Here is a 26,184-nt window from a genome sequence, read left to right on the forward strand (position 1 = left end):
TAAATCTGTGCAGGCGGTTCCACAATGTCGTGCGGCCTAGCGGGCCCGTGCCACTTGGCCTAGGCCGCGCAGGAACCGTGGGTCCTCCCAATAGGTGCCGTGGTCACCAGGGAGGCCATCTGCGCCGGGAAGGGGAGTGGCACCAAAGGCATCCGTGGTGGGATCGGGGCCATGGATGCCGCCGTGCGGCCCCGTCGCAATGGCGATGGGGTCGTGCGCGTTGGTAGCTGCCCAGATGCGGCCATGGAGTTCTGAGGAGTGGCTAGTGCCGGTTCCGGGGCTGCCGACGAGCACTACGTCATCAGCAATCTTGTCCTCCTTAGCGGCGTGCCCGGTGACTACTGAACCATAGGAATATCCCACTACGGTGCGCTTGGCCTGCGGATAACGCGCACCAAGCGCGCGCTGAAACCGGACGAGCTCTTGGCCAGCGGTGCGCGCGGGGTCGGCATGAATTGCCCGAGGCAGGGAAGATGGCGCCTGGTAGCCTAACCACACCACGGTCGGCCCACCGCTGGCTTTAGCCAAGTTGCGGCCCCGGTCCACCGCGCGCTGCCAGGTTTCTGGATCGGAGGAGTGAACTCCTTCGACAAATGTGGTGAGCGATGCCGGCGTGGTCCGGAATTCGCCTGGATCCACCATGGCAACAAGCCGTCCGTCGCTTGCTTCTAATACCTTCATATCTGGGTTTTTCGTGGCCAGCTGAGCCACGTGCTCGTTGGCTTGGGCTAGGTTAATCTCGTGAATGGTGTCCACAGGTAGATCGGAAAATTCTTCAAACCGCACGGGAGGAGAAACACCAGCAGGCGTACACAGGGCATCAATTTCTTGGGAACAGAGCCAATCGAGGGAATCGCCCAATGCTCGTACCTGACTTAATAGGAGCCCAGCGGCGCTGGCCGCCGCGACATTATGCTCGTCTATCTCACCTAGGAATGCGATGATGCGATCTTCTAGTTCCTCACGGCGGGCCTGCAGGTTGGCGTGGCGGTCAAGGGTGGCGGCAACGTGCTCCATCTGGTGCAACGACGGTGCCAGCCAGTCGGTATAGCTTGCCAAGCTGGTGCGAGCGGCGTCGCCAGCAGGCCCTCCCAGCGATAGACTAATCCAATCATGGTGCGAATCTATAAAACGAACGTGCAGTTCAGAGCGTTCTGTGCGCAGTTGGCTGGCGCCATTTCTTAGAGCCGCTGAGAGGGTCATCGAGCGGCTCCTAGGGATTGGCCTAGCTGGGAATCCACCCCGGCGGCGGTGTTGAGGAAGTCCGCGACGGAGCGCAATTGCTCGGTCGTGGCATCCTCAGTTGCGGACACGGTGCTGGACCAAGCTGACCGGGCTCGCTCCAGCGCGTCCGCGGTCCGGCAGGCGGTATCGAGCGCGGCCGTCGGCGGTGGCAGCGGAGGCCGTGAGAGCAGGGAACGGACATAATCGGGTAAGTGCGTGGGAATTTCTACATAGTTCATGCCCTTTAGCCTGATGGACATCGCGGTTCAGCGCTATGGGCACAGAGGCAGCCTGTGGATAACTCGGTTCTGCTTCATTACTTTGGAAGGCATGAAGGTAGCAGCAGTGCAGTTAACATCCACCGGAAATATCACCGAAAACCAGGAGATAGCCCTAGCAAAGATCCGTGAAGCCGCTGGAAACGGGGCGCGACTTATCGTGCTGCCAGAGGCCACGTCACAGAATTTCCGCTCCGGGCGTCTTGATGAGCAGGCGCAATCACTCGAAGGCCCGTTTGCCACGGCGATCCAAGCTCTGGCAGAAGAACTCGAGGTTACCGTCGTAGCCGGCATGTTTTGCCCAGCCGATACCGTTGAGCGCGATGGCAAGACCATCAATCGGGTTAGCAATACAGCGCTTATTGCAGGGCCTGGCGTGTTAGGTGGGTACGACAAGATTCATACCTATGACGCCTTCGATTACCGCGAATCGGATACTGTCTTGGCCGGCGAATCGCTGGTTGCCTTTGATGTTGATGACCTTGTAGTGGGCGTGGCCACCTGCTATGACATTCGCTTCCCGGAGCAGTTCAAGGAGCTAGCTAGCCAGGGCGCGCAGCTTATCGTGGTGCCTACCAGCTGGGCAGACGGCCCCGGCAAGCTGGAGCAGTGGCGCCTGCTTACGGCCGCGCGTGCCTTGGATTCCACCAGCTACATTGTGGCGGCCGGCCAATCGCGCCCAGGCGGTGACGCAGAAGCGGGCAATCCCTCCGGCCCGACGGGCATTGGACATTCCACCATCGTTGATCCGAATGGGGTGCGCGTGGCCGAGGCTGGCTACGAAGATGACATCCTCTATGCCGAGATCGATCCGAATGAGGTAGCGAAAACCCGCCGCACCTTGCCGGTCGTGGCCCCTGCGGACTAGGCGAGTGCTGCGTAATCCTCCGGCTGCCAGCGCCCGTCGCGGCCCCAGCTAAGGACATCGATCTGCTGCTTGTTCAAGCCCTTCTTAACCAACTCTTGTTTACCTTCCGCAACCTCTTCGGCGGGGCCGACGAGCAGGAAGCGCGGGGGAGTGCCTGTGGATAACTCCACCTCGTTGACTACTACATCGGTCGGCTCTCCGGAGACCACATAATCGGCACCGGGGGCCAATTCGCGGGCGTTGAGCAACCACGGGTCCCTTTCTTCCCGCACGATGCGGCGCACTCGGACTCCTAGCGCTGCCAGATTTTGCTGGAAGTAGGTGTCATAGTGGGCAGCGGGGCTGCCCGCTACGGCAAAGATGCGCGGTACGTGATTGTGGTCGCCGTCGTCCAGCGCGGCGAGCGCCGCGCAGCGGGCCGTGGCCCATCCGGTGCCGTAGGCAATGATGATTAGCTCTTCTGCGCCCGCGTTGTGGAGGCTTATTCCACCAGCGGGCTGGCCAAGGGTCCACCAATCACCGGGCTGCGCGTGCGCGAGGGACCGAGAGGCCTCACCCGCGGTGGAGACGTGGAAGACTAACTGGCCGGTTCCGTCGCTAGGCTGTGCGGGAGTAAGCATGCGCCATTGACCGGGCAAGTACTGCGTGGTCACGGGAAAGTGCTGTCCCGGTTGATAGGGCACGGCTAAGCCGGCTTCCACGCGAATAATAGAAGTATCACGGGTGGGATGGTCTACAGCCACCACTTGCGCCGAGTGCGCCGGTGCTTCGCCGGCGGCATCAGATTCCCCGGCAGCCTCGGCCATCGTTGTGCATATGCGATGGATGACATCGCGGGCGAAATCGTACTGATACTGCGTCAGTGCCAGGACTCGCAGGCCCGCTATCAGGGCGTGTTCAAAACGAGAATAAATCTCGGCCGGAAACCCATGCCGGCGGTGATCGCGGGCGAGTTGGGTGAGCTTTGCAGAGACTTCGGAAAGCAGGGGCTGTCCCGGCTCCGTATGTTCAATCACCCACGCCAGCGCGGGGACCAGAGAGGTATGGGTATCGTGCATAGACAGGGCGAATATTTGCCGGGATTCGGGCACCGCGTTAAAGAAATGCTCGTGCACCGCATCGCGGTACTCGTTTGCGTAATTTCGAAAATGCTCGCCCAATTCCCACATGTCTCATCATCCTAATAGTCGGTGCCGCACCGGAGGTCGAGCTACATACTGAAAGCTGTAGTGGGGGTGAAAACGGGAGCCTATGTTGTGGATCACTTAGTGGAAGGTATTGTATTCCCTATCCGTCTGCCCTCTAACGGGGGCAAGCCGCCATAATTGCACAGCTAGAAAGGGTCTCCATGGAAGATTTTTCCGCTTATACGCTCATGCTGGATGTGGGCTGGATTTCTTTGCTCATGGTCATCGGCAATGTCCTGCGTCACCAAGTGAAGTTCATCTTCCAGGACCTGTTGCTACCTGCCCCGATTACCGCCGGCCTCATCGGCTTGCTGGTTGGTCCAAACGTGCTGGGTTGGATTAAATTCTCCGATAACTTGGGTGACTACACCTCCATCCTCATCGCGGTGGTCTTTGCGTCTATGGCCTACTCCATGGAAGTAGGCGGAAATATGGGCAAGGGTGCGCGCAATATGTGGGGCTACTCCACCATGATGTTTACCGGCCAGTGGGGCCTGTTCATCGTGCTGGGTCTTTTCCTCTTTGCGCCGCTATTTGATACCCCAAATTGGTTCGGCATGATGCTGCCCGTTGGCTTTACCGGCGGCTTTGGTACCGCCGCGGCCGTGGGTGGCGCGCTCGAAGGTGTAGGCGCTGATGCGGCATCCTCGCTGGGCTTTACCTCGGCGACCGTCGGCACGCTGGCCGCAATCATTGGCGGCGTTATCGCCGGCAACTGGGGCATCCGCAAGGGCAAGGTTTCCCACGTGCCCAAGGAGCTGCCGGAAGAGCTGCGCCGCGGCTACATCAAAAACATTGATGATCGTCCGTCGCTCGGCCGCGCTACCACCAATCCCTCGTCCATCGAGCCGCTCGCACTGCACTTCGGCTTCATCATCCTGACCGTGATGACTGCCTACGGCATCAACCAGGGTTTGAGCAGCATCTGGGAGAATGTCTCCGTGCCGCTCTTTGCCATGTCCATGGTGGTGGGACTATTCTTCCGCGCGCTTATGAACTTCGTGGGCGCCGAGGACTACCTAGATAAGGACTCCATTTCCTCCATCTCCGGAGCAGCCACGGACTACCTCATTGCCTTCGGCGTGGCCGCCATCGTTCCGGCCGCCATTGCTTCCTACTGGCAGGCGCTTCTTCTCCTCTTTATCCTCGGCACCATCTTCTGTGTGTTCTTCTTGCTGTGGTTCCCGGCCGAGTTCTTTGGTGAGCGCTGGATTGAGCGCGGCATCTTTGGCTGGGGTTGGGCCACCGCCACCGTGGCGACCGGCATTGCCATCCTGAAGATCGTGGATCCCAAGCTCAAGTCCGGCACCCTGTCTGAATATGGCATGGCCTATATCGGCTTCGGACCCTTTGAAATCTCGTGGACCATCATCGCGCCAATGGCCGTCATGTACGGGTTTACCGGCATTTTCGGCGCCATTTCCTTGGCGATTTCCATCGGCGTCTATATCGCCTTTAAATCCATGCGTCTTATGCCACCGCGCGGCACCATCTTTCAAGAGGGTATTGGCCATGTAGGACAAAGGCAGGAATAGCCGCGCTTGCCGACGTCTCCCCTCCCGCATCGCTACCTTAAAAACTATGAGATTGGGTGCACCAAAACTTAGAAAATGGTTCCCAGTGCGAGGCGGGTGGACGCGGCTGCGGTCGTGACCATGGCCTATCGGCCCCGCTACCACCGTTAACATCGGTGAGGGTAAAAATACTTGAAAAGTGCAATCGATTGGGACTATCCCTAAACCTTAAAATTTGTTAGAATCAGCTGGTGTCAATCTCTGGCGTGATGAGGAAATAGATGTACCAGTTGGATGGGGCTTCCAGGCGGGTGATTATCCTGGAAGCCGCTGTTTATGTAGCGGGTTGCGAAGGCGAGCAGGCCGTTACCGTGGAATCTGTGGCAGACCAGGCTGGCCTCTCGCCGGAGGCGGTTTCTGAGGAATTTAGCAGCGGTGCTGCCATGCTTGCGGAAATCCCAGATTTTTTGGATTGCCGCATGTCTGAATACATGGTGGAGGCTGCACGTCACCTGCCAGAGGGTAACTCTGGCGGCGATGTCCTCATGCAGTTGGCGGAGGCCTACTTTGCCTACGCGCAAGACGAGCCCGACATCTACCACTACCTTTTCGAACGGTACGATGCCATGGATGAGGAGCGGGTCTGCCAATTTGCCAAGGGGGAAAAGTCGGGCACGCCGGGTGCGGACATGGCGCTGAACGTCGTCAAGCGCTTTGCCGAAGAGCAGGGTGCCGTCGTAGCGGCAGACGGAGATATCTCGCCCCTGGAAATCGGCCGCATTACTTTGGCCCTCTGGTCGCTCATCCATGGCATGGGCCACCTGAGTGTGGTGGGCATCTTGCGCCTGCAGCATGCCGTTATTCGCGCCGCTAACCTGAAGCAGGTGGATCGCCTTGTGGTTGATGCCCTGCAATATTGGTTTAAAAATAAGCAGATCCCGCAGCGCCGCCCCATTATGAACGATGCCCGCGGCATTGTAGAAAAGGTCATGGGCAGCGAACGTGAAAAGCCCTTCGTGGCCCCGGATAACCTCGAGCAAATGGACCCGGAGGAAGCCAAGAAGGTCATTATTGAGGCCGCGCTGCGCGTTGCTGGTCGCAACGGCGTCGACCGTCGCTTCTTTGACCACGTGGCCGAAAAGCTTGGTACCTCCAAAGACTTCCTGACCACCATTATGGACAATGACTTCGCGCTGCGTGAGGTGGCAGAAACTCTCACCACCACAGAGATGGCGAAGATCTTTGAGGCCTGCCTCGCCGAGCTTCCGGATGACACCCCCACGGTAGACCGCCTGCAGATTGTTGCGGCCGCCTACTTTAACTACGCGATGATGTACCCAGAGCGTTTCAGCTCCATTATTGCGCTGGCCAGCGGTTCTGTAGTTCCGCACAATGGTGATGGTAGCTCGCATGAGGGCATGACCAAGAACTTCGCCATCATGATGGATCTGCTCCGCAAGTTTGTCATCGAGATGGGAATTACTCCCACCGACCAGCTGGTTTATATCAGCACTTTGGCCGTGTGGGCAGGGGCCAATGGCATTGCCCATCTGTGCAGCATCGGCGATTTCAAGAGCTTTAATGAAGATCTCAAGTGGGCGCTTTTTATCCAGGTGGTAACCGTGTCCTTCTTTGCCATCGCCCATGGCTTGCAGATTCTTGGCCATGAAAACGAGGAGTTCAAGCAGGTTTAATCACCCTGTGCAAAGTTGAGCGACCTACGCTCAAAAATATTTAGGTTGAGTGGAATAGGCTCACCTCTGGGTGCGTTGTACTAAGTGAAGCCCTACAGTGGGTGAATAAATCTTAGAAGGAGCAACGCACACATGAACTCATTTAACCCCACCACTAAAACACAAGAGGCCTTGCAGGACGCCCTGCAAACCGCCTCTTCTAATGGAAACCCGGATATCCGCCCGGCTCACCTGCTGGCGGCAATTCTCAGTCAGGACGGCGGAATCGCCGCTCCGGTTCTTAAGGCCACCGGCGTAGATCCGGATACTGTGCTCAAGGAAGCCCGCGAGCTTGTTGATTCTTATCCCAAGGCCGAGGGCGCAAATATGGCCAACCCGCAATTTAACCGCGACGGCCTCAACGTCCTAACGCAGTCGCAGGAACTGGCCGGTGAGCTTGGTGATGAATTCGTTTCCACCGAGGTTCTGCTGGCTGCCATCGCCGCCTCCAAGACCGATGCCGCCGAGCTGCTTACCGGCCGCGGTGCTACTTATGACGCCATCAAGGGCGCTTTCCCTTCCGTGCGCGGTGCTGCCAAGGTAACCTCCGAGAATCCGGAGGACCAATTCCAGGCCTTGGAAAAGTACGCCACTGACCTCACTGCTCGCGCCCGCGAAGGCAAGATCGACCCGGTCATCGGCCGTGATCAGGAAATTCGCCGCGTGGTCCAGGTGCTCAGCCGGCGCACGAAGAATAACCCGGTACTCATTGGCGAGCCCGGCGTGGGCAAGACCGCCATCGTGGAAGGCTTGGCCCGCCGCATCGTGGCTGGCGATGTCCCCGAGTCTCTCAAGGGCAAGACCCTCATCAGCCTGGACTTGGGTTCCATGGTCGCTGGCGCTAAGTACCGCGGTGAATTCGAGGAGCGCTTAAAGGCCGTGCTCGATGAGATTAAGTCCTCTGAGGGCGAGATCATCACCTTCATCGACGAGCTGCACACCATCGTCGGCGCCGGTGCTACCGGTGACGGCTCTATGGACGCCGGCAATATGATCAAACCCATGCTGGCCCGTGGCGAGCTGCGCCTCGTAGGCGCCACTACCTTGGACGAGTACCGCAAGTACATCGAAAAGGACGCCGCTCTGGAGCGCCGCTTCCAGCAGGTCTATGCTGCCGAGCCCTCCGTGGAGGACACCATCGGTATTCTGCGTGGCCTGAAGGAGCGCTATGAGGTGCATCACGGCGTGCGCATTATGGACTCCGCGTTGGTTTCGGCCGCCGAGCTGTCCAATCGCTACATCACCAACCGCTTCCTGCCGGATAAGGCCATTGACCTTGTCGACGAAGCAGGTTCCCGCCTGCGCATGGAGATCGATTCCTCCCCGCAGGAAATCGACGAGCTCGAGCGCATCGTCCGCCGCATGGAGATTGAAGAGCTCGCGCTGAAGAAGGAATCGGACGCTGCTTCTCAAGACCGCCTGGCCACCCTGCAAGGTGAGCTTGCGGACCAGCGCGAGAAGCTCGGCGAGCTCAAGGCCCGCTGGGCTAATGAGAAGAAGGCCATCGATGATGTGCAAAACATCAAGGAAGAACTCGATGACCTGCGCCGACAAGCAGAAATCGCCGAGCGTGATGGCGACCTCGCACTCGCCTCTGAGATTAACTACGGCAAGATTCCGCCGCTGGAAAAGGATCTTGCGGCCGCCGAAGTTAAGGCCACCGAGCAGCGCAATACCATGCTCGATGAGGAAGTAAGCCCAGACACCATCGCTGAGGTCGTCTCCGCTTGGACCGGCATTCCGGCCGGCAAGATGCTGCAGGGCGAGACAGAAAAGCTGCTCAATATGGAATCCGTGCTGGGCAAGCGCGTGGTGGGACAGAAGGAAGCCGTTACCGCGGTATCGGATGCTGTGCGCCGTTCCCGTGCGGGAGTGGCCGATCCGAACCGCCCCACCGGTTCTTTCCTCTTCCTCGGTCCTACCGGCGTGGGCAAGACCGAGCTTGCGAAGGCCCTGGCGGACTTCCTCTTCGACGATGAATCCGCGATGGTTCGCATCGATATGTCCGAGTACGGGGAGAAGCACTCCGTTTCCCGCCTCGTTGGTGCTCCTCCGGGATACGTCGGCCATGAGGCCGGCGGACAGCTCACCGAGGCCGTGCGCCGTCGCCCCTACACGCTCGTGCTTTTCGACGAGGTAGAAAAGGCCCACCCCGATGTCTTCGACGTCCTCCTACAGGTCTTGGATGAGGGACGGCTTACCGACGGCCAGGGACGCACCGTCGACTTCCGCAATACCGTCATCATCTTGACCTCCAACTTGGGCGCCGGCGGCACCCGGGAAGAAACCATGGATGCGGTGAAGAAGGCCTTCAAGCCTGAATTCATCAACCGTCTCGATGACGTGGTCATGTTTGAGCCCCTTTCTGAGGAGCTCTTACGCGGCATTGTCGATATCCAGCTGCGTGGCTTGGCCGAGCGCCTCGACGCCCGCCGCCTGACCTTGCAAGTCTCGGATTCTGCCAAGTCCTGGCTGGCCGAGCGCGGCTACGACCCAGCCTATGGTGCCCGCCCGCTGCGCCGTACCATCCAGCAGGCCATTGGTGACAAGCTCGCCAAGAAGCTGTTGGCCGGCGATATCGTCGATGGCGACACTGTCCACGTGGACGTCGCAGATGGCGGTGCCGAGCTAGACATCGCCGCCCGCTAGTCGGCCGCGTACCGCCCGCCGCGCCAAATCCTGCTCATGCCCCTAGACTCGGGGCATGAGCATTTTGGTCTCCCCACAAGAACTCCGCGAATCCATTTATCACGGCGAACGATTTACCCTCTTGGCCACCCACTGGCAGCCACAGCTGCGTCAGAGCTATAACCAGTTCACTTCCTTGCATATTCCTACGGCACTGTTTAGCGATACCGCTAATTCCTTCGCCGGTCTCCCCGGTTCACAGGTAGGCCGCAACCCGCTGCCGGATCCGGATAAGCTGCAGGAGCACTTCCGCCAGTGGGGAATCCGTGAGGACCGCCCCGTCGTGGTCTACGACGAGGGGCGCGGCCTATTCGCCGGCCGCGCGTGGTGGACCTTGCGCTGGGCCGGCTTGGACAACGTCCGCATCCTCGACGGCGGCTTGGCCAATTGGCGCCACCTGGGCTATACGACGCTGACCGGCCCCGGCAACTTCGCCGTGGGCGCCAGCGCCACGGTAAACCCCGGCCAGATGCCGGTGGCCACCATCGATGACGTGCGCAGTCACGATGGCCTGCTCATCGATACCCGCACCCGCAACCGCTTTGCCGGCCGCCGCGAAAACCTCGACCTTAAGGCCGGTCATATCCCCGGCGCCGTCAATGTGCCGGAGCGCCTCTTCCACAACGACGGCCTGCGCACCTGGAAGTCTGCGGGTGAAATCCGCGAAGTTCTTTTCGACGCCGGACTAACCCCCGACAATGTCCAAGGCGCCATCATCTACTCCGGCTCTGGCAACCACTCCGCCCTCGCCCTCGCCGCCATGCACGACGCCGGCTTCACCGGCCTGCGCCACTATGTCGGCGGCTGGTCGCAGTGGTCCGCTAACCCTAAGAACCCTGTCGAGCGCGGCGACCGCCTTACCGTCAACGGCTAATCGCCCACGCTCACCCCTCGCCCTCAGCCTCCCGCCTCCGCGCGCCGAGCGCTGAGGGCTTGTTTGTTCCTACTACTATCGTGGGGTGATGGCTTTTCTAATCCTTGCTTTGGCGCTACTTCTCGGCATTGTCGGCGGTGCCTTGCTGCTTTACGACGGCAAACAGCGCACCTCCGCCCCTATACTCTCCGCCGACACGGACCCGACGCCCGCTGACGCCACGCCTGCAGACACCGCGCCCGCGGACACCGCTCCTGCAGACACCACTCCCGCAGACGCCGCGCCTGTCGACGCCGCTTCCCCCGAGCCTGAGCCCAAGACCGAGTCCACCGAGTCCGCCGAGCCTGCTTCTTCCGATACCGCTCCCGTTGACTCGACCTCTAGCGATGCCCCCGCTGTCGACCCAGCCCACCTAGCGTCTTCGCCAGCTGCCCCAGCTCCCGAGTCCCATGCCGAAGCCGCACCAGAGTCCGCACCGGAGTCTGAAACCCAGCAAGACCCTGAGCCAACCCCTGAGCGCGGACCAGACCAGGAGCCGAGCAACGAGCCGAAGCACGAGCGAAGCCACAATCCGAGCCAGGAGACCGCGAGCGAGAACCGCGCGCCCTCCAAGCCGCACACCCGCCATCGGCCGATTCTGCCGGGAACGTTGCGTCGCGAGCGCCGCAGTTGGGCAGAAGCAAAAGGCTTCGAATTTATGAAGTCCGATCCTTACCTCGTAGATGAATGGACGAGGGGAGTGGCCTCTACCGGTGCGGCGCCAAAAGACATTGTCGCGGGAAACGTGTATGGCCACGAGATGCTGTTGATGGATATTGATGGCGTCAACGTCATGGCGATGCGCACCGGAGCGGCCTCAGACATGGTGGTGGACTTCCGTCGCTTCGACCGCGAAGACACGAAGGCCTCTGAGGATCTGCATTTAGCCATGACTCTTGAGGGGTTTGATGTGTATTCCTCGGATAGTGCTGTTACCGAGCGCATGGTAGACGAGCGTGTTCACGTCGCCCTGCAGCAAATGCCCGAAGCGGTCACCGCACTGTGGATGGAAACTGAGTGGGTGCTAGCACAGACTACGAAGCAGGCGCGCTCCGCGGAATGGGAAGCGATGCTACCGCCGCTTGCGTTATTGGCAGACGCCGCCCGTGTCTTGCCACCGCGCTCCTCGGCCACCCATGTGGTGCGACTAGAGGAATTGGATCCAGCTCGCGAGATTCCCGCCCAGCCCATCGCGGAAGCTGTCGGCGGTGCGCCGGCTACCGGTGCACCCGTGTTTGAGCGTCCCGTCATCCAGCGGCCGGAAGAGCCTTTGCACATGCCGTCCCGGGCGTACTCCGAAACTCGCGGCCCAGTCGAACACAGCGCGCTAGGCGGCGACGAAGTAGACGCTATTGCCGACGGCCGCGAGCGCCCCACCCCCGATTCTCATACCGCCCGCCTGCCGCGCCAGCAGTTCCGCGCTGCCTCCATCTTCGACGGCCCCTCCGACGATTCCACTAGTGGGCCCGCCCCCGGCGCGGCCGATTCCCGTGCAGCCGAGGAATCGGACCCGCGCCGGGAAGAGTAGCCTAGAGACCGATACTGGCGGCCTGCCACCATGCGCGAACCGCCGCGCACGAACCACGACAAGGAGCAGATGACTGTGGATTCTCACAACACCAATGCGCACACCGCGAATGCCCAGAACCTGGATGCCGAGAAGAAGGCCCGCCTTGCCGAGCTAGTCAAGGAACTGGCCGTAGTCCACGGCAAGGTGACCCTGTCCTCGGGCAAGGAAGCTAACTACTACGTGGATCTGCGCCGCGCTACCTTGCACCACGAGGCCTCCCGCCTCATCGGTGCGCTGCTTCGCGAGTTGACCGCCGATTGGGATTTCGCGGCCGTCGGTGGCCTAACGCTCGGCGCTGACCCTGTTGCTACTTCCATCATGCATGCCGACGGCCGCGATATCGACGCCTTCGTCGTGCGCAAAGAAGCCAAGAAGCACGGCATGCAGCGCCGCATCGAGGGCACGGACGTGGAAGGAAAGAAGGTCCTTGTCGTAGAAGACACCACGACCACCGGTAACTCCCCGCTGACCGCCGTGGCTGCGCTGCGCGAGGCTGGCGCCGAGGTCGTTGGCGTGGCGACCGTCGTAGACCGCGAGACTGGTGCCGGCGACGTCATCGCCGCAGAAGGCCTTGAATACCGCTCCCTGCTGGGCCTGGGCGACCTTGACCTTGCCTAACGCAGGTGAGGCCAAGGGCCCGACCGAATGGAACGAGGGCCGCCATGGCGTAGGCCCGTGGGAAGGTCCGCTGCCGCAAGGGCCAGAGGCTGAGAAATACGACCCAGAGCTGCTCGCTGAAGGCGACCGTCGCAACGTCGTCGATGCCTACCGCTACTGGAGCAGGGAAGCGATCAAAAAGGACATCGATAAGCGCCGGCATAGCCTGCACATCGCTATCGAGAACTTTGAAAACGATGCCAATATTGGCACCGTCGTGCGTACCGCCAACGCATTCGCCGTCGATACAGTGCACATCGTCGGCCGCCGGCGGTGGAATCGGCGTGGGGCAATGGTGACGGATAGGTACCAGCACTTGATGCACCATGAGAGCGTCGAGAAGCTTATTGCGTGGGCGGCCGAGGAGGGGCTGACCGTCGTCGCCATCGACAACACCCCCGGTTGCGTGCCCCTGGAAACGGCCGAGCTGCCCGAGCGCAGCCTTCTACTTTTCGGCCAGGAAGGCCCCGGCGTGACACAAGCTGCCCAGGACGCCGCCGTGATGACCTGCTCCATCGCCCAGTTCGGCTCCACCCGTTCCATCAACGCAGGCGTCGCGGCCGGAATCGCCATGCACGCCTGGATTCGCCAGCACGCTGATCTAGCCGATTCTTGGTAGGAAGATCGTTACACTAGCTATATCTACCCGCGTAACTGGAGTGATAGAGGAATCGTGGAAGAAAAATGGGCCCACCGCGCCGAACTCGCAGAAGCCGCCATCAATGAGCGCCACGCGCACCCTGTGTGGGGCCTGCCGCGCACCAATCTTGCGGTGGTGAGCTGGCCGCCTACCACGAAAGAAAAACTCTTCATCCATTGGCACTACTGGTGGCAGGCCCATTATTTGGATTGCCTCGTTGATGCGGCGCTGCGCAATAACACCAAGGTGCGCCGACAGCGCATCTTCGACACCATGCGGGGGATTCGTATCCGCAACCTGACGCAGCTGACGAAGAATAAATACTACGATGACAAGGGGTGGCTCGCCTTGGCCTTCGGCCGCGTGGAGGAGCTAAAGAAGGCGAAGACGCCGAAGCGTTTGGCGGAGCTGCAGCGCAATATCCACGAAGGACTCGATGAATCGCTCGGCGTGCTGCCGTGGCGCCTCGGCGAGAATTTCATGAACGTGCCCTCCAATGGCCCGGGCGCCATCATGTTGGCGCGGATGGGGCGCATTGAGGAAGCGCGCCACATCATCGACTGGATCTACGATCACCTGCTTGATGACGACGGCTACATCATGGATGGCGTGCGCATGCGCATGGACGGCCCTGAGGTGGTAAAAAACATCCACCCCTACTGCCAAGGCGTGGTTCTAGGTGCGTGCTTGGAAATTGTGCTGGCGCTGCGGGAAAAGGCCGGTATCGGTGATTTGGAGCAAATCGACAGCGTGCACGAGGCCGAGCTGGCGTCCGAGATGATGGACTACATTATCCGCATCCGCGGCCTGGTGCAGACGGTGGCTTCGGGCATGGCTACCCCCTCGGGCGTGGTGGACTGGGAGACCGGCGATGGTGATGGGGGCCTGTTTAAGGGCATTTTGATGCGCTATCTTGCCGACGTCGCCGTGCGCCTGCCCGGCGATTCTCCCGCCAACCGTGCCACGAAGAAGCTGGCCGCGCGCATGGTGATGGCCTCGGCCGAGTCGGTGTGGGAGCACCGCTTAGAGGTTGATGGTCTGCCGATCTTCGGCTCTGATTGGTTGTCCGATGCGCGCCTGCCGCATAACTACGGCTTCGGCCGGCGCACCATGAGTGAGAAGGTAGGCATCATCCGCGTGGACGAGCGCGATTTATCCGTGCAACTTTCCGGATGGATGCTGATGGAGGCCTGCGCTCGCGTGACGCGGCATCTATCTAAATAGTCCGCAGGGGCGGGCCAGTTGTGCGGCGCGCATAGATGGGTTGAAAATGTCACAGAGTTTTTGCGGCAGAAATTCCGTGAAACGGGCATACTTGGGTGCTGGAACGTGTTTGACCACAAACCCACTTTTAAGGATGGAAATTCATGCCAATTGCAACCCCTGAGGTCTATAACGAGATGCTGGATACCGCGAAGAAGAATGGCTTCGCGTTCCCAGCTATCAACTGCACCTCTTCTGAGACCATTAACGCAGCTCTGAAGGGCTTTGCGGAGGCCGAGTCCGACGGCATCATCCAGTTCTCTACCGGCGGCGCAGCCTTCGGTTCCGGCTTGGCACTGAAGGACAAGGTCAAGGGTGCTCAGGCATTGGCCGCATTCGCTCATGAGGCCGCGAAGCACTACGGCGTCAATATCGCGCTGCACACCGACCACTGCCAGAAGGAGGTACTCGATGAGTACGTCCGCCCGTTGCTGGCTATCTCCCAGGAGCGCGTCGACCGCGGCGAGAACCCGCTGTTCCAGTCCCACATGTGGGACGGCTCCGCTATTCCAATCGACGAGAACCTGGTCATCGCACAGGAACTGCTGGAAAAGGCTAAGAACGCTCACGTCATCCTCGAGGCTGAGATTGGCGTCGTCGGCGGCGAAGAGGACGGTGTTCAGGCAAAGGCAGGCGCTAACCTGTACACCTCCCCGGAGGACTTTGAAAAGACCATCGATGCCCTGGGCACCGGTGAGAAGGGCCGCTACATGCTGGCCGCTACCTTCGGCAACGTTCACGGCGTCTACAAGCCAGGCAACGTGAAGCTGCGCCCAGAGGTCCTGCTGGAGGGCCAGAAGGTTGCACAGAAGAAGCTCGGCCTGGGTGAGGACGAGTACGCCTTCGACTTCGTCTTCCACGGTGGCTCCGGCTCCGAGAAGGAAAAGATTGAAGAGGCACTTCGCTACGGCGTCATCAAGATGAACGTGGATACCGATACCCAGTATGCCTTTACCAACCCGGTTGCTCGCCACATGATGGAAAACTACGATGGCGTCTTCAAGATTGACGGCGAGGTTGGCAACAAGAAGGTTTATGACCCACGCTCCTACCTGAAGAAGGCAGAGCAGGGCATGTCCGAGCGCGTCATCGAGTCTTGCCAGGACCTGCACTCTGTGGGCAAGTCCCTCTCCAAGTAAAGTTTCTAAGCTGCGGCAGCCACTTAAGTAGGCACGCCGAACTGGCCGCTTCCCCCGCGTGGGAGGCGGCTTTTTCATGTCTTCGGCCAGGATCGGGATTTCGCGGGCGGCGCTGGCGGGTGGTGGGGCCGGGGGCTAAGGGCTGGGTGGCTATGTGTGGGGATTCGGTGGCCGGGCGGGGCTGGGGACGAACCGTGGGGTATTGCTCCACGGCGGCACCCAGGCGATGCGGCCATTGACGCGCACCATGCGGCCGCGTTCTGTGGGTCGGGAGGGGTCATCTTGGTTGACGGCGTTGTGGTGCGCGCACAAGGTGACCAGATTTTCTTGGTTTGTGGGTCCGCCGGTGGACCAGGCGGTGAGGTGGTGGACTTGGGCGTCGTCGGCAGGCGTAGTGCAGCCCGGCCACGCGCACACGGGGTGCTCGGCCGCGGCGAGCATGCGTTGTTTCCACGTGGCCATGCGCTCGGTGCGATACAGGTTTACCGGGCCGTGCTCGGGGTGAACGAGGCTGACATAGCCGCGCTGGGCGAGAGCGCGGGCAACCAGCTGTGCGCCGGTCATGTGGGCGCCGTTGGTGAGCTGGAGGGTGATGTCGGAGGCATTGGAAGGTGCGGCGACGATGCGGTCGAGCTGGTCTAGGGTGAGGATGACGTTGGTATGCACGGCCGGCAGCGCGCCGGGATTGCCCTCGAGGAAGACCTTCTTGGCGGCGGCGAGGGGATCGTCTTTATTGACGGAGGAGAGCACGCCCTTGATATCGGCGATATCGGTGGGATCGGCCGTAATGGAGATGGTGTGGGGCCCGTCGGGGTGCCGGGTATAGCGCACTCCGGGCTCGGGGCGGCGGGGCGGATTGATCTGCTTGAGTAGCTTCTTGGCCACGGAGGGAATCAGGCGGGCCTCGGTGCGGCAGAGCGTTAGGCGCAGGTCCCAAGCGCGGTTGGTATCGCGCACGCGGTGAGTATAAGACTCGATGCTATCGAGCGTGGTGAGGTCATGGCCGCGGCTGCGGGCGGCCTCGCGGGCGTGGCGTTGCTTGCGGGTATTCGACGTGCGGCCGAAGTAGACGTGCTGCAGGCGGGCGAGTTGGGCAGCCAGAAGGGGACTGGCTCCGGCTTCGAGAAGCGAGTCTTCGGAGCAGCCCCGAAATTCGGCGACGAGGTCGACGCCGCGGCGGCATAGCAGAAGAAAATCGGTGTTCACACGGCCGAAGTTAAAGGGCACGCGAGGGCTGAACAAGCGGTGCGCGGCCGGGGAGGGAGAAATTGTGGATGAGTGGGGGAAAGGGGGCGTCGGCAAGAGCTGTCCACAGGTTAGCCGGCGGCCAAGATGCGCGGGGACAGCGGCGATGGTAGGGGGCGGTCTTCTATGCTGGAAGGCATGTCGGAAGCGAAGGAAAGAGTCTCAACGCGGCAAAAGCTGCGGGTGATTGACCGCTCGGTGCTCTCGCGGGTAAACCGCATCCGCTCGCGGTTTGTTTATATTGTGCAGGCGACCATTGGTGCGGCGCTCGCGTACTGGGTGGCCGGCGATGTGGTGGGGCACCCGCAGCCGTTCTTTGCGCCGATTTCCGCGGTCATCATTTTAGGGATGTCCGGTGGGGACAGGATGAAGAAGGCGCTGGAGATGTCGATTGGCGGCATCATCGGCGTGGCCGTAGGCGACTTGCTCTTTCAGATTGTGGGGCAGGGGCCGTTCCAGATTTTCTTCATCGTGGGCGCGGGCCTGGTGGTGGGCTCGTTTTTGACCAAGTCGCCGCTGATTACTAACCAGATTGTCTTTGGCGCGATTTTGATTGCGACGATTTTTCCACCCACGGAGGGCCCGGGTGGCCTGCACCGCGCGATCGACGCGATGATTGGCTCAGGCATTGGCCTGATAACCATCGCGTTGATTCCCAATTCCCCGTTGGTGGAGGCGCGGCGCGAGGTATCGAAGGTGCTCAAGATTGCCTCGAGCATTCTTGCCGACGTCACGTACGGCATCCGCCAGCAAGACCCCGCCGTTATCCGAGATGCGCGCGAGGCGGTGCGCGGTACGCAAGACAGCGTGAATACCCTGCTGAGTGCGGCGCAATCGGGCAGGGAGGCCTCGGAGGTCTCGCCACTGTTGTGGGCATCGCGGCGCAGCATTCGCTCGCTGGAGCGCATCCTCATGCCGGTAGATAACGCGGTGCGCGGCGTGCGCGTGCTCTCCCGCCAGGCATTGGGCCTGACGGAGGACCGCGACAAGGTTTCAGACGCGCAGGTGGAATTGCTCGATGAGCTTTCTGAAATCATGCTCGCCATCAGCGAGCTCTACGGCCAGGGCAAACAGCATGGGCACGACGAAGCGATTGAGATTCCGGACCTCGTGCAGCGGCTGCGCATCGTAGGCGGGCGCGCCGGGCTAGACATCATCGACAAGGACGGCACGTTATCGGCCTATATGATTTTGGGCCAGACGCGTTCCATTGTGGTCGACATGCTCATGGTCTGCGGGCTCTCGCGTGAGTCGGCCGTGGCGCACCTCGTGCCGACGTCGCAGCATCCGGCCTATCCGCCCGAGGTGTGGGGGCGCGAAGACTGAAGTCGTCGCCTGGGGGCTAAGGGCGGACGATCTGGAGATCGCGCAGGTGGCGGTAGAAGGTCACGCGGGTCACCGGCCGCTTGTGGGGGACCGAATCGACGATGACGCGCAGCTGTGGGCCGCCGGCCTGGACGGCGCGGCCGGTGCGTACGGATTCAGGGGCGAGCTGGCCGGGCTTGCGCAGCAGCGAGCGGAGGCGGCCCTGGGACTCGACGGGGGAAGTAGCTCGGGCGGCGAGGATGCCGGGGGCGTCGGTCATCGGGACCAGGCGTGCGCCGAAGGTCTTGGGGGAGGAAGCGGCCAAGGTGTGGTCATCGATGATGATTTCGCCGGTGAAAGCGCCGTTTGCGGCATCCGAGATGGTGGCAGAGCCAGCGACTGCGAGGCCGGAATCATTGCGGATGAGAGGGGCTGGGCGGACCGGGGCGGTGCGGGCGAAGTCGAGGGCTTCGGCCGGGTCTGTGGGAAGCCCCCAGTTCTGTGCGGCGGCGGAAGGAGCGGCGGCCGAGGCGACGGGGATGAAGGCGACTTCGGCCCAGAGGCGATCGGAGCGCATGAGGCGGGTGAGCACGGCCGAGAGTGCAGCATCGGAGCCGGCGACGACGATGCGGGCGGGCTCTGTGAGGTGGGGCGCCTGCGGGGATGGCTCCGGCGTGCCGAGGTGGCGAACATCGGGTTGGGCGGCGATGTCGTCTAGTGAGGGAGTGGGGTCGGTGGGAAGGAGGGGGGATAAGAAGGCGTCGATAAGCGCGAGCTCTTTGCGGGTAGGAACGGCCGAGAGATCGTGGGCCTCAGCGGGCATGGAAATGTCCGGGGCGCCGCAGCGGAGGAACAAAAAACGCATGCGCACCATGCTACGCGCGCTTTTTGAGCCGGGAAAGTGTAAAGTTGGAGAGTATTTTGGCTTCAATAATGAGGAAGTGACTAAACAATGGCAGCGATCGTCATTGTCGGCGCCCAATGGGGCGACGAAGGCAAGGGCAAAGCGACCGACATCCTCGGCGGCAAGGTTGACTACGTGGTCAAGCCGAACGGCGGTAATAACGCCGGCCACACCGTCGTGGTAGGCGGCGATAAATATGAGCTGAAGCTCCTGCCGGCCGGCATTTTGTCTGAGAACGCTACCCCGGTGCTGGGCAATGGCGTGGTAATTAACCTCGAGGCGCTCTTTGATGAAATTGATGGCCTCGAAGCCCGCGGTGCGAATGCCTCGCGCCTGAAGATTTCCGCCAATGCGCACCTAGTAGCCCCTTACCATCAGACGCTCGACCGCGTGCAGGAGCGCTTCTTGGGTAAGCGCGCGATTGGCACCACCGGCCGCGGCATCGGTCCGACCTATGCCGATAAGGTAGCGCGCATCGGTATCCGTGTGCAGGACATCTTTGATGAGTCCATCCTGCGCCAGAAGGTCGAGTCTGCGCTGGACATTAAAAACCAGATGCTGGTGAAGATGTACAACCGCAAGGCCATCGAGGCAGACCAGATTGTGGAGTACTTCTTGAGCTACCGCGATCGCCTACGCCCGATGGTTATCGATGCTGAGCTCGAGCTCAACAAAGCCCTCGAGTCCGGTAAGCACGTACTCATGGAGGGTGGCCAGGCCACCATGCTGGATGTGGACCATGGCACTTACCCGTTCGTGACCTCGTCTAACCCGACCGCCGGTGGTGCTTCCGTGGGCTCGGGCATTGGCCCAACCCGCATTAAGACCTCCCTGGGCATCATCAAGGCATACACCACCCGCGTGGGCGCTGGCCCGTTCCCGACTGAGCTCTTTGATAAGTGGGGCGAGTACCTGCAGACCACCGGCGGCGAGATCGGCGTCAACACCGGCCGCAAGCGCCGTTGTGGTTGGTACGACTCCGTCATTGCGCGCTACGCCACCCGCGTGAACGGCTTTACGGATTACTTCCTGACCAAGCTGGACGTTCTTACCGGCATCGGCGAGATTCCTATCTGCGTGGCCTATGACGTTGACGGCAAGCGCTACGACGAGCTGCCGCTTACTCAGTCCGAGTTCCACCACGCCGAGCCCATTTTTGAGACCATGCCCGCCTGGGACGAGGACATCACGGAATGCTCCACCTTTGAGGAGCTGCCGCAAAAGGCCCAAGACTACGTCGTGCGCCTAGAGGAGCTATCCGGTTGCCGCATTTCTTATATCGGCGTCGGCCCTGGCCGCGACCAGACCATCGTGCGTCACGATGTGATGGAAGACCAGTAAGGATGTAGTCCTTATTAGCGTGGTGTGAGAGCCCCACTCTCTAGCACAGCTGACCTGGCTCTCTGCACGATGATTTTCTAGCCCTCCTAGCAGACAACAAAGGTTCCTATCACTACCTAGCTCTTGGTCCCTCTAAGGGATCTAGCCCTAATTGAGCGAAAGCGCCCGTGTACCGCCCCTGAGACGGAGCACGGGCGCTGTGGCATTTCAGTGCCCTTTAAGCTGCTCGCAAGACCGTGACATGCCAGCATAGGTCCTTCCCTGTTGAACATAACCAAAAACTCATCTAAAGTTAAGTTCGCTTTAAGTACAGAGAGTTTTCAGCTTTCGCGGGCCCAATTCCCGCGTATTTCAACACAGGGAGTTATCTCAATGATTGTTAAGCTTTTGAGCGGCCTGCTAGCCACGATTATGGGCTTCTTCGGGCTGGGCGCCCCGGCACAAGAGGCTGCGCCGGCACCTGAGCAGGAGCAGGTTGCTGTTGCTGAGCAGGGCAACACCGACGACGTGCAGGCTCTTATCGACGCCGCACATGTCGAAGCCGGCTACGAGTTCATCAGCGTCCGCTACGAGGGCGACACCGCCAATATTGCCCTGAACCCGGAGACCTACAACCCGGACAAGGACGGCGATACCTTTGAGGCAGTTTCCCAGCTCCTGCAGGAAAAGGGCTACCAGGTCACTGCTGTTCTTTAAGGCCTAATTCATTCCAGGATCCGCACTGCGGCGTCGGTAAAGCATAGCTTGCCGACGCCGCAGTGCGGATTTTTCTTTGCCCAGTTCTCCCCCACCCTTGTGCGAGACCCCTAAGTGTGATTGTGACAACCCTAGGTAGAGTTTTTGCTCACATATGCCTTCTTGAAGGTGAATGGCAATAGGGTTATGGATTACTACACCTCCAGTGTATCGAACGTGTGCCCGCCCCTAGTGAGTGCTCTCCAGTCACTCCTGTAACACCAACTTTCTATGGATAATAATGGAGTAATGCGATGAAATTGTATGCAAATCTCCCTCTCAAATTTGCACGAAATTAGATAACGCGCAGAGTGTGGAAATGTTTACATGGATATTGTTAAATCTAAACATAGTATTGGTTAAGCTATCGGTTTAACTCTTTATCCTTAGAAGGTGCCTAGTGGGCGTCGAACATATGTATTTAACACTAGGTTGACCGTAAAGATAAACGCATCTACCTGTGGGGATGAAATGAGAAATTCTGCATAACGTGCAGTTTTCTAATGTTTTCTGGCTGGCGCCTTAAATTTTCCCGTGATATTATCCTGAGAGCACAATAAGAGTTAATCCGGATTCGGGTTCAAAACCCTGATTAACTGCAGTGTGTCCAAGTCTCAATTTCAGGTTCTGCTCAGCGAAAACACTCGCTGTACAGGAAAACGAATGTAAGTATTTGTACCGCTTGAAGAGGAAAGAATGAGTAAATTAAGAAACATATCCCGAGAGGGGTGGATGGTCTTTACCGCAGTGCTTGCTGCAATTGCGGTAATCGCGGCCATGGTCACCGTTCCGGGTAGTAAAGCAGAGGCTGCTGAGCCGACAGACTTTACGCCAAACGAAGAGATGGGCGGTAGGGTTAATGTAGGCACCGACGCCCAGGCGTGGGGCTCTCTGACATGGGCAGGTCCCCCTAAGGATGGCACGCAGGCAAACCCAAATAACGACGTGGGATGGGCTTGGTGTATAGATCCCCTTGACAAGTACCCAAATAACAAAACTAGCGTTTTGTACTCGAAGGACAACGCGACAAAATTGAGCATTCCTTCCGAGTATCGGGACGCTGTGATTCGGTTAGCTCTCGAGTGGCAAAAGGCCATCGAGGCTGGGGATAAGGCCGCTGCGGGTACGTATGTGGTATACATGACAGCGCTGGTAAGTGAACGTCCGGATAACAGGACTGCGGCCGCCTATACCATCAACGGGCAAAATCCCAAGTACATGAACCCTTATGGTCTAGTCAACTTTCCGACCTTTAATGGCTCTATGGAAGAGTTTACAGATCTAACGGGTCTTGAGATTGAGAGCGCTTATAATCCGGGAACTAACGAAAATGGTGGCGGCCCTTCTTTCAAGAAGGTTTCAGAGATTCCTGAGCAACCTGAAGACTATTTCGTCACTGTGGTTCTTCCGGTTGATAAGAGTGGGAACAGGGCTCCAGGCATGCAGCGAGTAATGCCGCCGGATCAGCCGGGTCTGCCCGACGATGAAGGTGAAACTGAGGAACCTACTACTTCTCCGGAGACTCCGAAGACGGAAGAAAATCCGTCCGATGAGACCACTCCTGAGAATCCGGGTGAGGAGACTACCCCTAATAGTGAGACGACTTCCGATTCTGAGCCGTCTAACACTGAGGAAACCACTCCTGAAGATTCCACTACTGAACCGACCTCCCCTGAGGAGACCACCAAGGTAACCGAGCCGACCGCTCCGGTTCCCGGTACTGAAGAGCAGGAGAAGAACCTCGAGCCGAAGATTGGAACCGAGGCTTCTTTTGAAGGCGACAAGCAGCAGGTTGTTGCTGGCACCACCGTTAAGGACAAAGTTCACTACGAGGATCTGGTTCCGGGTAAGAAGTACACCTTGAAGGCTGAACTGCGTAACAAGGCTGCTGACGAGAACGGCGAGCACGCTATTCTTGGTACCGGTTCTGAGACCTTTGAAGCTAAGGGTGAGTCTGGCGACGTTGAGGTAGAGATTGACGTCGATAAGCAGCTGGAGAAGCCAGTTGCTGCTGCCGTTGCTTTCGAGAAGCTGTACTCCCACGAGGTGGACGAGAGCGGCAAGGATGCCCCGAACGACTCTGGCGATGGCAACTTCATTGCGGAGCATGAGGACATTAATGACGAGGCGCAGACCGTCAATACCAAGTGGAACCCTGAGATCCACACGGAGGCCAAGATTAAGGATGGCGACCGTGTAGAGAAGGGCGCCACGGTTATTGACACTGTGACGTATAAGGACCTTGTTCCGGGCAAGAAGTACACCCTGAAGGCGAAGCTGATTTCCAAGGCAGATGGCGAAACCGTACTGGGTGAAGGCTCCGAGGAACTGGTTCCGGAAGAGTCCGCCGGCAAGAAGGACGTCGAGATCACTGTCAACGACAAGGCAGATCCTGCTGTTGACGCTGCGGTTGCCTTCGAGAAGCTGGTATCTACCGAGGTAGATAAGGACGGCAACGAGACCACTGGCTCCACCGATGAAAACGTGATTGCTACTCACGAAGACATCAACGATGAGAAGCAGACCGTTAACACCAAGTGGGCCCCGTCCATTAAGACCAACGCTGATTTTGACAACGCTAAGCAGGTAAAGGCTGGCGTCACCGTCAAGGACACCGTTACCTACACCGACCTGGTGCCAGGTAAGGAATACACCCTGAAGGCTGAGCTGCGTAACAAGGCAGAGAATGCTGAGGGTGAGCACGAGGTCGTCGGCAAGGGCGAAGTAACCTTCACCCCGAAGAAGTCTGCCGGCGAGCAGGTTGTTGACATCAAGGTCAACGACGATGTTGAGGGTGTCATCAAGGCTGCTGTCGCATTCGAGGACCTGTACTCCAAGCAGGTCGACGAGAACGGTAAGGAAACTCCGAACTCTGACGAAGAGAAGAAGATTACCGAACACCGCGACATCGATGATGAGGATCAGACTGTAACTTCTAAGCAGACTCCGAAGATCAGCACGAATGCTGATTTTGAGGATGGTTCTCATGAGGTTGTTGCTGGTGCCAAGATTGTTGATGAGGTTTCCTACGAGGGTCTGGTTCCGGGCAAGGAATACACTCTGAAGGCTGAGCTCATTTCCAAGGCCGATGGCGAGACTGTCCTGGGCAAGGGTGAAGCTACCTTCACTCCGGAGAAGTCCGAAGGCAAGGAGCCTGTCACCATCACCGTCAACGATGATGTGACTGAGCCGGTTGAGGCTGCGGTTGCGTTTGAGGAGTTGACTTCTACTGCGGTCGATGAGTTCGGTGAGGAGACTCTGGATGCTTCTTCGGATAATCCGAATGAGATTGCTGAGCACAAGGACATCGATGATGAGGATCAGACTGTGACCTCCGAGGATGAGCCGGAGACCTCTGCTCCGGAGACCACCACCTCGAAGGAAGAAGTTCCGGGTACGCCTGGTGACGGCGACGAGACTTGTGAGTCTGAGGAGCCGGGTAACTCTGAGAGCGAGAAGCCTTCCGAGTCTGAGGAACCGTCTTCCTCTGAGTCCAGCGAGCCGTCTGAGTCTGAGTCTGTAAAGACCACGTCCTCTGAGGCTTCCGAGACCTCTGAGTCTGACGAGCCTTCGGATTGCGGTTCGACTACTCCGGAGAAGCCGGGCGAGCCTTCTGAGTCGACCGAGCCTAACGAACCGGGCACCCCTGGTGACAACGACGAGAAGGACACCCCGAAGGTTTCCACTAATGCGGACTTCGAGGGCGGCCTGCGTGAGGTTGTTGCTGGTGCCAAGGTTGTGGACCAGGTTTCCTACGAGGGTCTGGTTCCAGGCAAGGAATACACTCTGGACGCTCAGTTGATTTCCAAGGAAGACGGTAAGACTGTTCTGGGTGAGACCAAGGGCCACAAGTTCACTCCGGATGAGGCTAATGGCACTGAGGCTGTCACCATCGTTGTCGATGAGAAGGTAACTGAGCCGGTTGAGGCTGCGGTTGCTTTCGAGACGCTGACTTCCACTCAGGTGGATAAGCACGGTGAGGATAAGCCTGCCGATGAGGACAACCCGAATCCGGTTGGTGAGCACAAGGACATCAACGATGATGACCAGACTGTGACCTCCGAGGGCTCTGAGAAGACCCCGAAGATCACCACTAACGCTGACTTCGAGAAGGGTTCCCACGCAGTTATTGCTGGTGCCAAGATTGTTGATGAGGTGACCTACGAGGGTCTGGTTCCGGGTAAGGAATACACCCTGAAGGCTGAGCTCATTAACAAGAAGGATGGCAAGTCTGTTCTGGGTACCGGTGAGAAGACCTTCACTCCGGAGAAGTCCCACGGCATGGTCCCTGTGACCATTACCGTGAACGATGATGTGAAGGAGCCTGTCCAGGCTGCGGTTGCCTTCGAGGAGCTCACCTCCATCGAGGTCAACGACAAGGGTGAGGAGACTCCGGGTACTACTCCGGAGAAGCCGAACCACATCGCTGAGCATAAGGACATCGATGATGATGACCAGACCGTGATTTCCCACGAGGTTGAGGATCAGGACAATCCTGACGATGACACCTCCAACGGTGGATCCTCTAACGGTTCCTCCAAGGACAATAAGTGGTGGCTCATCCTGATTCCGGGAATCGGCTTGGGCAAGATCATCAAGGATCACTTCGACCACAAGGATCATGGCAACCACAACGGTGGCCACGGTGACAACACCAGCAGCCACAATGGTGGCCACGGTGACAACACCGGTAACCACGATGGTGGCAATGGTCATGAGGTCAAGGGTCAGGATGCCCCTAAGGGCGGCAACGCTGACAATGGACACGGCCGCGGCGTCGAGGTCCAAGGTCAGGAACCTGAAGAGACTGGTAACGCACTGCCATCCAACGCCGAGCGCGTTGAGATTAAGTCCGTACCGTCCGGCGCAACCGAGCTTGAGCCGGGTATGCAGGATTACATCAAGTAGTCCATAAGCATCGGTGAGGCGGCCCGCGGGTCGCCCCACCGGGGTTGAGACTTAAACACCAAAAATCCCCTC

At 59.4% G+C, this 26,184-nt stretch carries 19 protein-coding genes; 14 read left to right on the plus strand and 5 right to left on the minus strand.

The features are described 5' to 3' along the window. Window positions 1-36: 36 nt before the first annotated feature. Both QP990_RS00590 and QP990_RS00595 read right to left on the minus strand, forming a co-directional pair. Window positions 37-1,203 carry an alpha/beta hydrolase gene (locus tag QP990_RS00590; protein WP_284797967.1) on the minus strand — a complete coding sequence of 389 codons (1,167 nt, stop codon included), beginning with the start codon at window positions 1,201-1,203 and terminating at the stop codon, window positions 37-39. Next, window positions 1,200-1,463, minus strand: coding sequence for a hypothetical protein (locus QP990_RS00595; protein ID WP_284797968.1), 264 nt, complete (start codon window positions 1,461-1,463; stop codon window positions 1,200-1,202). Before QP990_RS00595 ends, QP990_RS00590 begins: the two co-directional genes overlap by 4 nt. 91 nt (window positions 1,464-1,554) lie before the next feature. On the opposite strand from QP990_RS00595, the gene QP990_RS00600 reads away from it, so the two are divergent. After that, the gene (locus QP990_RS00600; RefSeq protein WP_284797969.1) at window positions 1,555-2,370 is read left to right on the plus strand and encodes a carbon-nitrogen hydrolase family protein; all 816 of its coding nucleotides are present in this window, start codon (window positions 1,555-1,557) and stop codon (window positions 2,368-2,370) included. Here QP990_RS00600 and QP990_RS00605 read toward each other — a convergent pair. Beyond that, window positions 2,367-3,539: an FAD-binding oxidoreductase gene (locus tag QP990_RS00605; protein WP_284797970.1), complete on the minus strand. Its 1,173-nt coding sequence runs from the start codon at window positions 3,537-3,539 to the stop codon at window positions 2,367-2,369. The two genes, QP990_RS00600 and QP990_RS00605, sit on opposite strands and share 4 nt — an antisense overlap. A 179-nt stretch (window positions 3,540-3,718) precedes the next feature. Between QP990_RS00605 and QP990_RS00610 the strand changes: the two genes are divergently transcribed. The 9 genes from QP990_RS00610 (at window position 3,719) to fbaA (ending at window position 15,674) form a co-directional block, all read left to right on the plus strand. Then, complete coding sequence (locus tag QP990_RS00610) at window positions 3,719-5,092, plus strand: sodium/glutamate symporter (protein ID WP_284797971.1); 1,374 nt, start codon at window positions 3,719-3,721, stop codon at window positions 5,090-5,092. A gap of 260 nt (window positions 5,093-5,352) precedes the next feature. Then, window positions 5,353-6,765, plus strand: a complete 1,413-nt coding sequence (locus QP990_RS00615) for a TetR/AcrR family transcriptional regulator (RefSeq protein ID WP_284797972.1) — start codon at window positions 5,353-5,355, stop codon at window positions 6,763-6,765. 132 nt (window positions 6,766-6,897) lie between these two features. After that, complete coding sequence (gene clpB, locus QP990_RS00620; RefSeq protein ID WP_239208658.1) at window positions 6,898-9,453, plus strand: ATP-dependent chaperone ClpB; 2,556 nt, start codon at window positions 6,898-6,900, stop codon at window positions 9,451-9,453. A 55-nt stretch (window positions 9,454-9,508) separates the two neighbouring features. Then, complete coding sequence (locus QP990_RS00625) at window positions 9,509-10,366, plus strand: sulfurtransferase (protein WP_023019996.1); 858 nt, start codon at window positions 9,509-9,511, stop codon at window positions 10,364-10,366. Window positions 10,367-10,454: 88 nt separating this feature from the next. Beyond that, the gene (locus QP990_RS00630; RefSeq protein ID WP_284797974.1) at window positions 10,455-11,933 is read left to right on the plus strand and encodes a hypothetical protein; all 1,479 of its coding nucleotides are present in this window, start codon (window positions 10,455-10,457) and stop codon (window positions 11,931-11,933) included. A gap of 69 nt (window positions 11,934-12,002) precedes the next feature. After that, window positions 12,003-12,593: an orotate phosphoribosyltransferase gene (pyrE, locus tag QP990_RS00635; protein WP_051138304.1), complete on the plus strand. Its 591-nt coding sequence runs from the start codon at window positions 12,003-12,005 to the stop codon at window positions 12,591-12,593. Continuing rightward, window positions 12,586-13,251, plus strand: a complete 666-nt coding sequence (locus QP990_RS00640; protein WP_284797975.1) for a TrmH family RNA methyltransferase — start codon at window positions 12,586-12,588, stop codon at window positions 13,249-13,251. The genes pyrE and QP990_RS00640 overlap by 8 nt, the downstream gene beginning before the upstream one ends. A gap of 54 nt (window positions 13,252-13,305) precedes the next feature. Then, window positions 13,306-14,496, plus strand: coding sequence for a glycoside hydrolase family 76 protein (locus tag QP990_RS00645; protein WP_023027775.1), 1,191 nt, complete (start codon window positions 13,306-13,308; stop codon window positions 14,494-14,496). Window positions 14,497-14,639: 143 nt separating this feature from the next. Continuing rightward, complete coding sequence (gene fbaA / locus QP990_RS00650) at window positions 14,640-15,674, plus strand: class II fructose-bisphosphate aldolase (RefSeq protein ID WP_023019991.1); 1,035 nt, start codon at window positions 14,640-14,642, stop codon at window positions 15,672-15,674. A gap of 150 nt (window positions 15,675-15,824) precedes the next feature. Here fbaA and QP990_RS00655 read toward each other — a convergent pair whose 3' ends face one another. Further along, entirely contained in the window at window positions 15,825-16,880 is a 1,056-nt protein-coding gene (locus tag QP990_RS00655; RefSeq protein ID WP_284797977.1) for an HNH endonuclease signature motif containing protein, read from the minus strand. Between the two features lie 165 nt (window positions 16,881-17,045). On the opposite strand from QP990_RS00655, the gene QP990_RS00660 reads away from it, so the two are divergent. Continuing rightward, window positions 17,046-18,245 (plus strand): aromatic acid exporter family protein, encoded by a 1,200-nt coding sequence (locus QP990_RS00660; RefSeq protein ID WP_200288594.1) that lies wholly within the window; start codon window positions 17,046-17,048, stop codon window positions 18,243-18,245. Between the two features lie 16 nt (window positions 18,246-18,261). Here the strand turns inward: QP990_RS00660 and QP990_RS00665 are convergent, their stop codons facing one another. Continuing rightward, window positions 18,262-19,089 carry a hypothetical protein gene (locus QP990_RS00665; protein WP_284797978.1) on the minus strand — a complete coding sequence of 276 codons (828 nt, stop codon included), beginning with the start codon at window positions 19,087-19,089 and terminating at the stop codon, window positions 18,262-18,264. Between the two features lie 87 nt (window positions 19,090-19,176). Here QP990_RS00665 and QP990_RS00670 point away from each other — a divergent pair, with 87 nt between their 5' ends. The 3 genes from QP990_RS00670 to QP990_RS00680 all read left to right on the plus strand — a co-directional run bounded on the left by QP990_RS00670 (window position 19,177) and on the right by QP990_RS00680 (window position 26,112). Beyond that, window positions 19,177-20,469: an adenylosuccinate synthase gene (locus QP990_RS00670; protein ID WP_284797979.1), complete on the plus strand. Its 1,293-nt coding sequence runs from the start codon at window positions 19,177-19,179 to the stop codon at window positions 20,467-20,469. A gap of 372 nt (window positions 20,470-20,841) precedes the next feature. Next, entirely contained in the window at window positions 20,842-21,165 is a 324-nt protein-coding gene (locus tag QP990_RS00675) for a malonyl-CoA-ACP transacylase (protein WP_284797980.1), read from the plus strand. Between the two features lie 735 nt (window positions 21,166-21,900). Beyond that, window positions 21,901-26,112, plus strand: coding sequence for a VaFE repeat-containing surface-anchored protein (locus QP990_RS00680; protein WP_284797982.1), 4,212 nt, complete (start codon window positions 21,901-21,903; stop codon window positions 26,110-26,112). Window positions 26,113-26,184: the final 72 nt, after the last annotated feature.

The organism is Corynebacterium sp. MSK071 (genome assembly GCF_030232125.1).
Taxonomy (GTDB): domain Bacteria; phylum Actinomycetota; class Actinomycetes; order Mycobacteriales; family Mycobacteriaceae; genus Corynebacterium; species Corynebacterium kefirresidentii.

Coding starts and splice junctions, on each gene's coding strand:
- QP990_RS00590 (WP_284797967.1), bottom strand. CDS start 1,203: ATGACCCTCTCAGCGGCTCTAAGAAATGGCGCCAGCCAACTGCGCACA.
- QP990_RS00595 (WP_284797968.1), bottom strand. CDS start 1,463: ATGAACTATGTAGAAATTCCCACGCACTTACCCGATTATGTCCGTTCC.
- QP990_RS00600 (WP_284797969.1), top strand. CDS start 1,555: ATGAAGGTAGCAGCAGTGCAGTTAACATCCACCGGAAATATCACCGAA.
- QP990_RS00605 (WP_284797970.1), bottom strand. CDS start 3,539: ATGTGGGAATTGGGCGAGCATTTTCGAAATTACGCAAACGAGTACCGC.
- QP990_RS00610 (WP_284797971.1), top strand. CDS start 3,719: ATGGAAGATTTTTCCGCTTATACGCTCATGCTGGATGTGGGCTGGATT.
- QP990_RS00615 (WP_284797972.1), top strand. CDS start 5,353: ATGTACCAGTTGGATGGGGCTTCCAGGCGGGTGATTATCCTGGAAGCC.
- clpB (WP_239208658.1), top strand. CDS start 6,898: ATGAACTCATTTAACCCCACCACTAAAACACAAGAGGCCTTGCAGGAC.
- QP990_RS00625 (WP_023019996.1), top strand. CDS start 9,509: ATGAGCATTTTGGTCTCCCCACAAGAACTCCGCGAATCCATTTATCAC.
- QP990_RS00630 (WP_284797974.1), top strand. CDS start 10,455: ATGGCTTTTCTAATCCTTGCTTTGGCGCTACTTCTCGGCATTGTCGGC.
- pyrE (WP_051138304.1), top strand. CDS start 12,003: ATGACTGTGGATTCTCACAACACCAATGCGCACACCGCGAATGCCCAG.
- fbaA (WP_023019991.1), top strand. CDS start 14,640: ATGCCAATTGCAACCCCTGAGGTCTATAACGAGATGCTGGATACCGCG.
- QP990_RS00660 (WP_200288594.1), top strand. CDS start 17,046: ATGCTGGAAGGCATGTCGGAAGCGAAGGAAAGAGTCTCAACGCGGCAA.
- QP990_RS00665 (WP_284797978.1), bottom strand. CDS start 19,089: ATGCGTTTTTTGTTCCTCCGCTGCGGCGCCCCGGACATTTCCATGCCC.
- QP990_RS00670 (WP_284797979.1), top strand. CDS start 19,177: ATGGCAGCGATCGTCATTGTCGGCGCCCAATGGGGCGACGAAGGCAAG.
- QP990_RS00675 (WP_284797980.1), top strand. CDS start 20,842: ATGATTGTTAAGCTTTTGAGCGGCCTGCTAGCCACGATTATGGGCTTC.
- QP990_RS00680 (WP_284797982.1), top strand. CDS start 21,901: ATGAGTAAATTAAGAAACATATCCCGAGAGGGGTGGATGGTCTTTACC.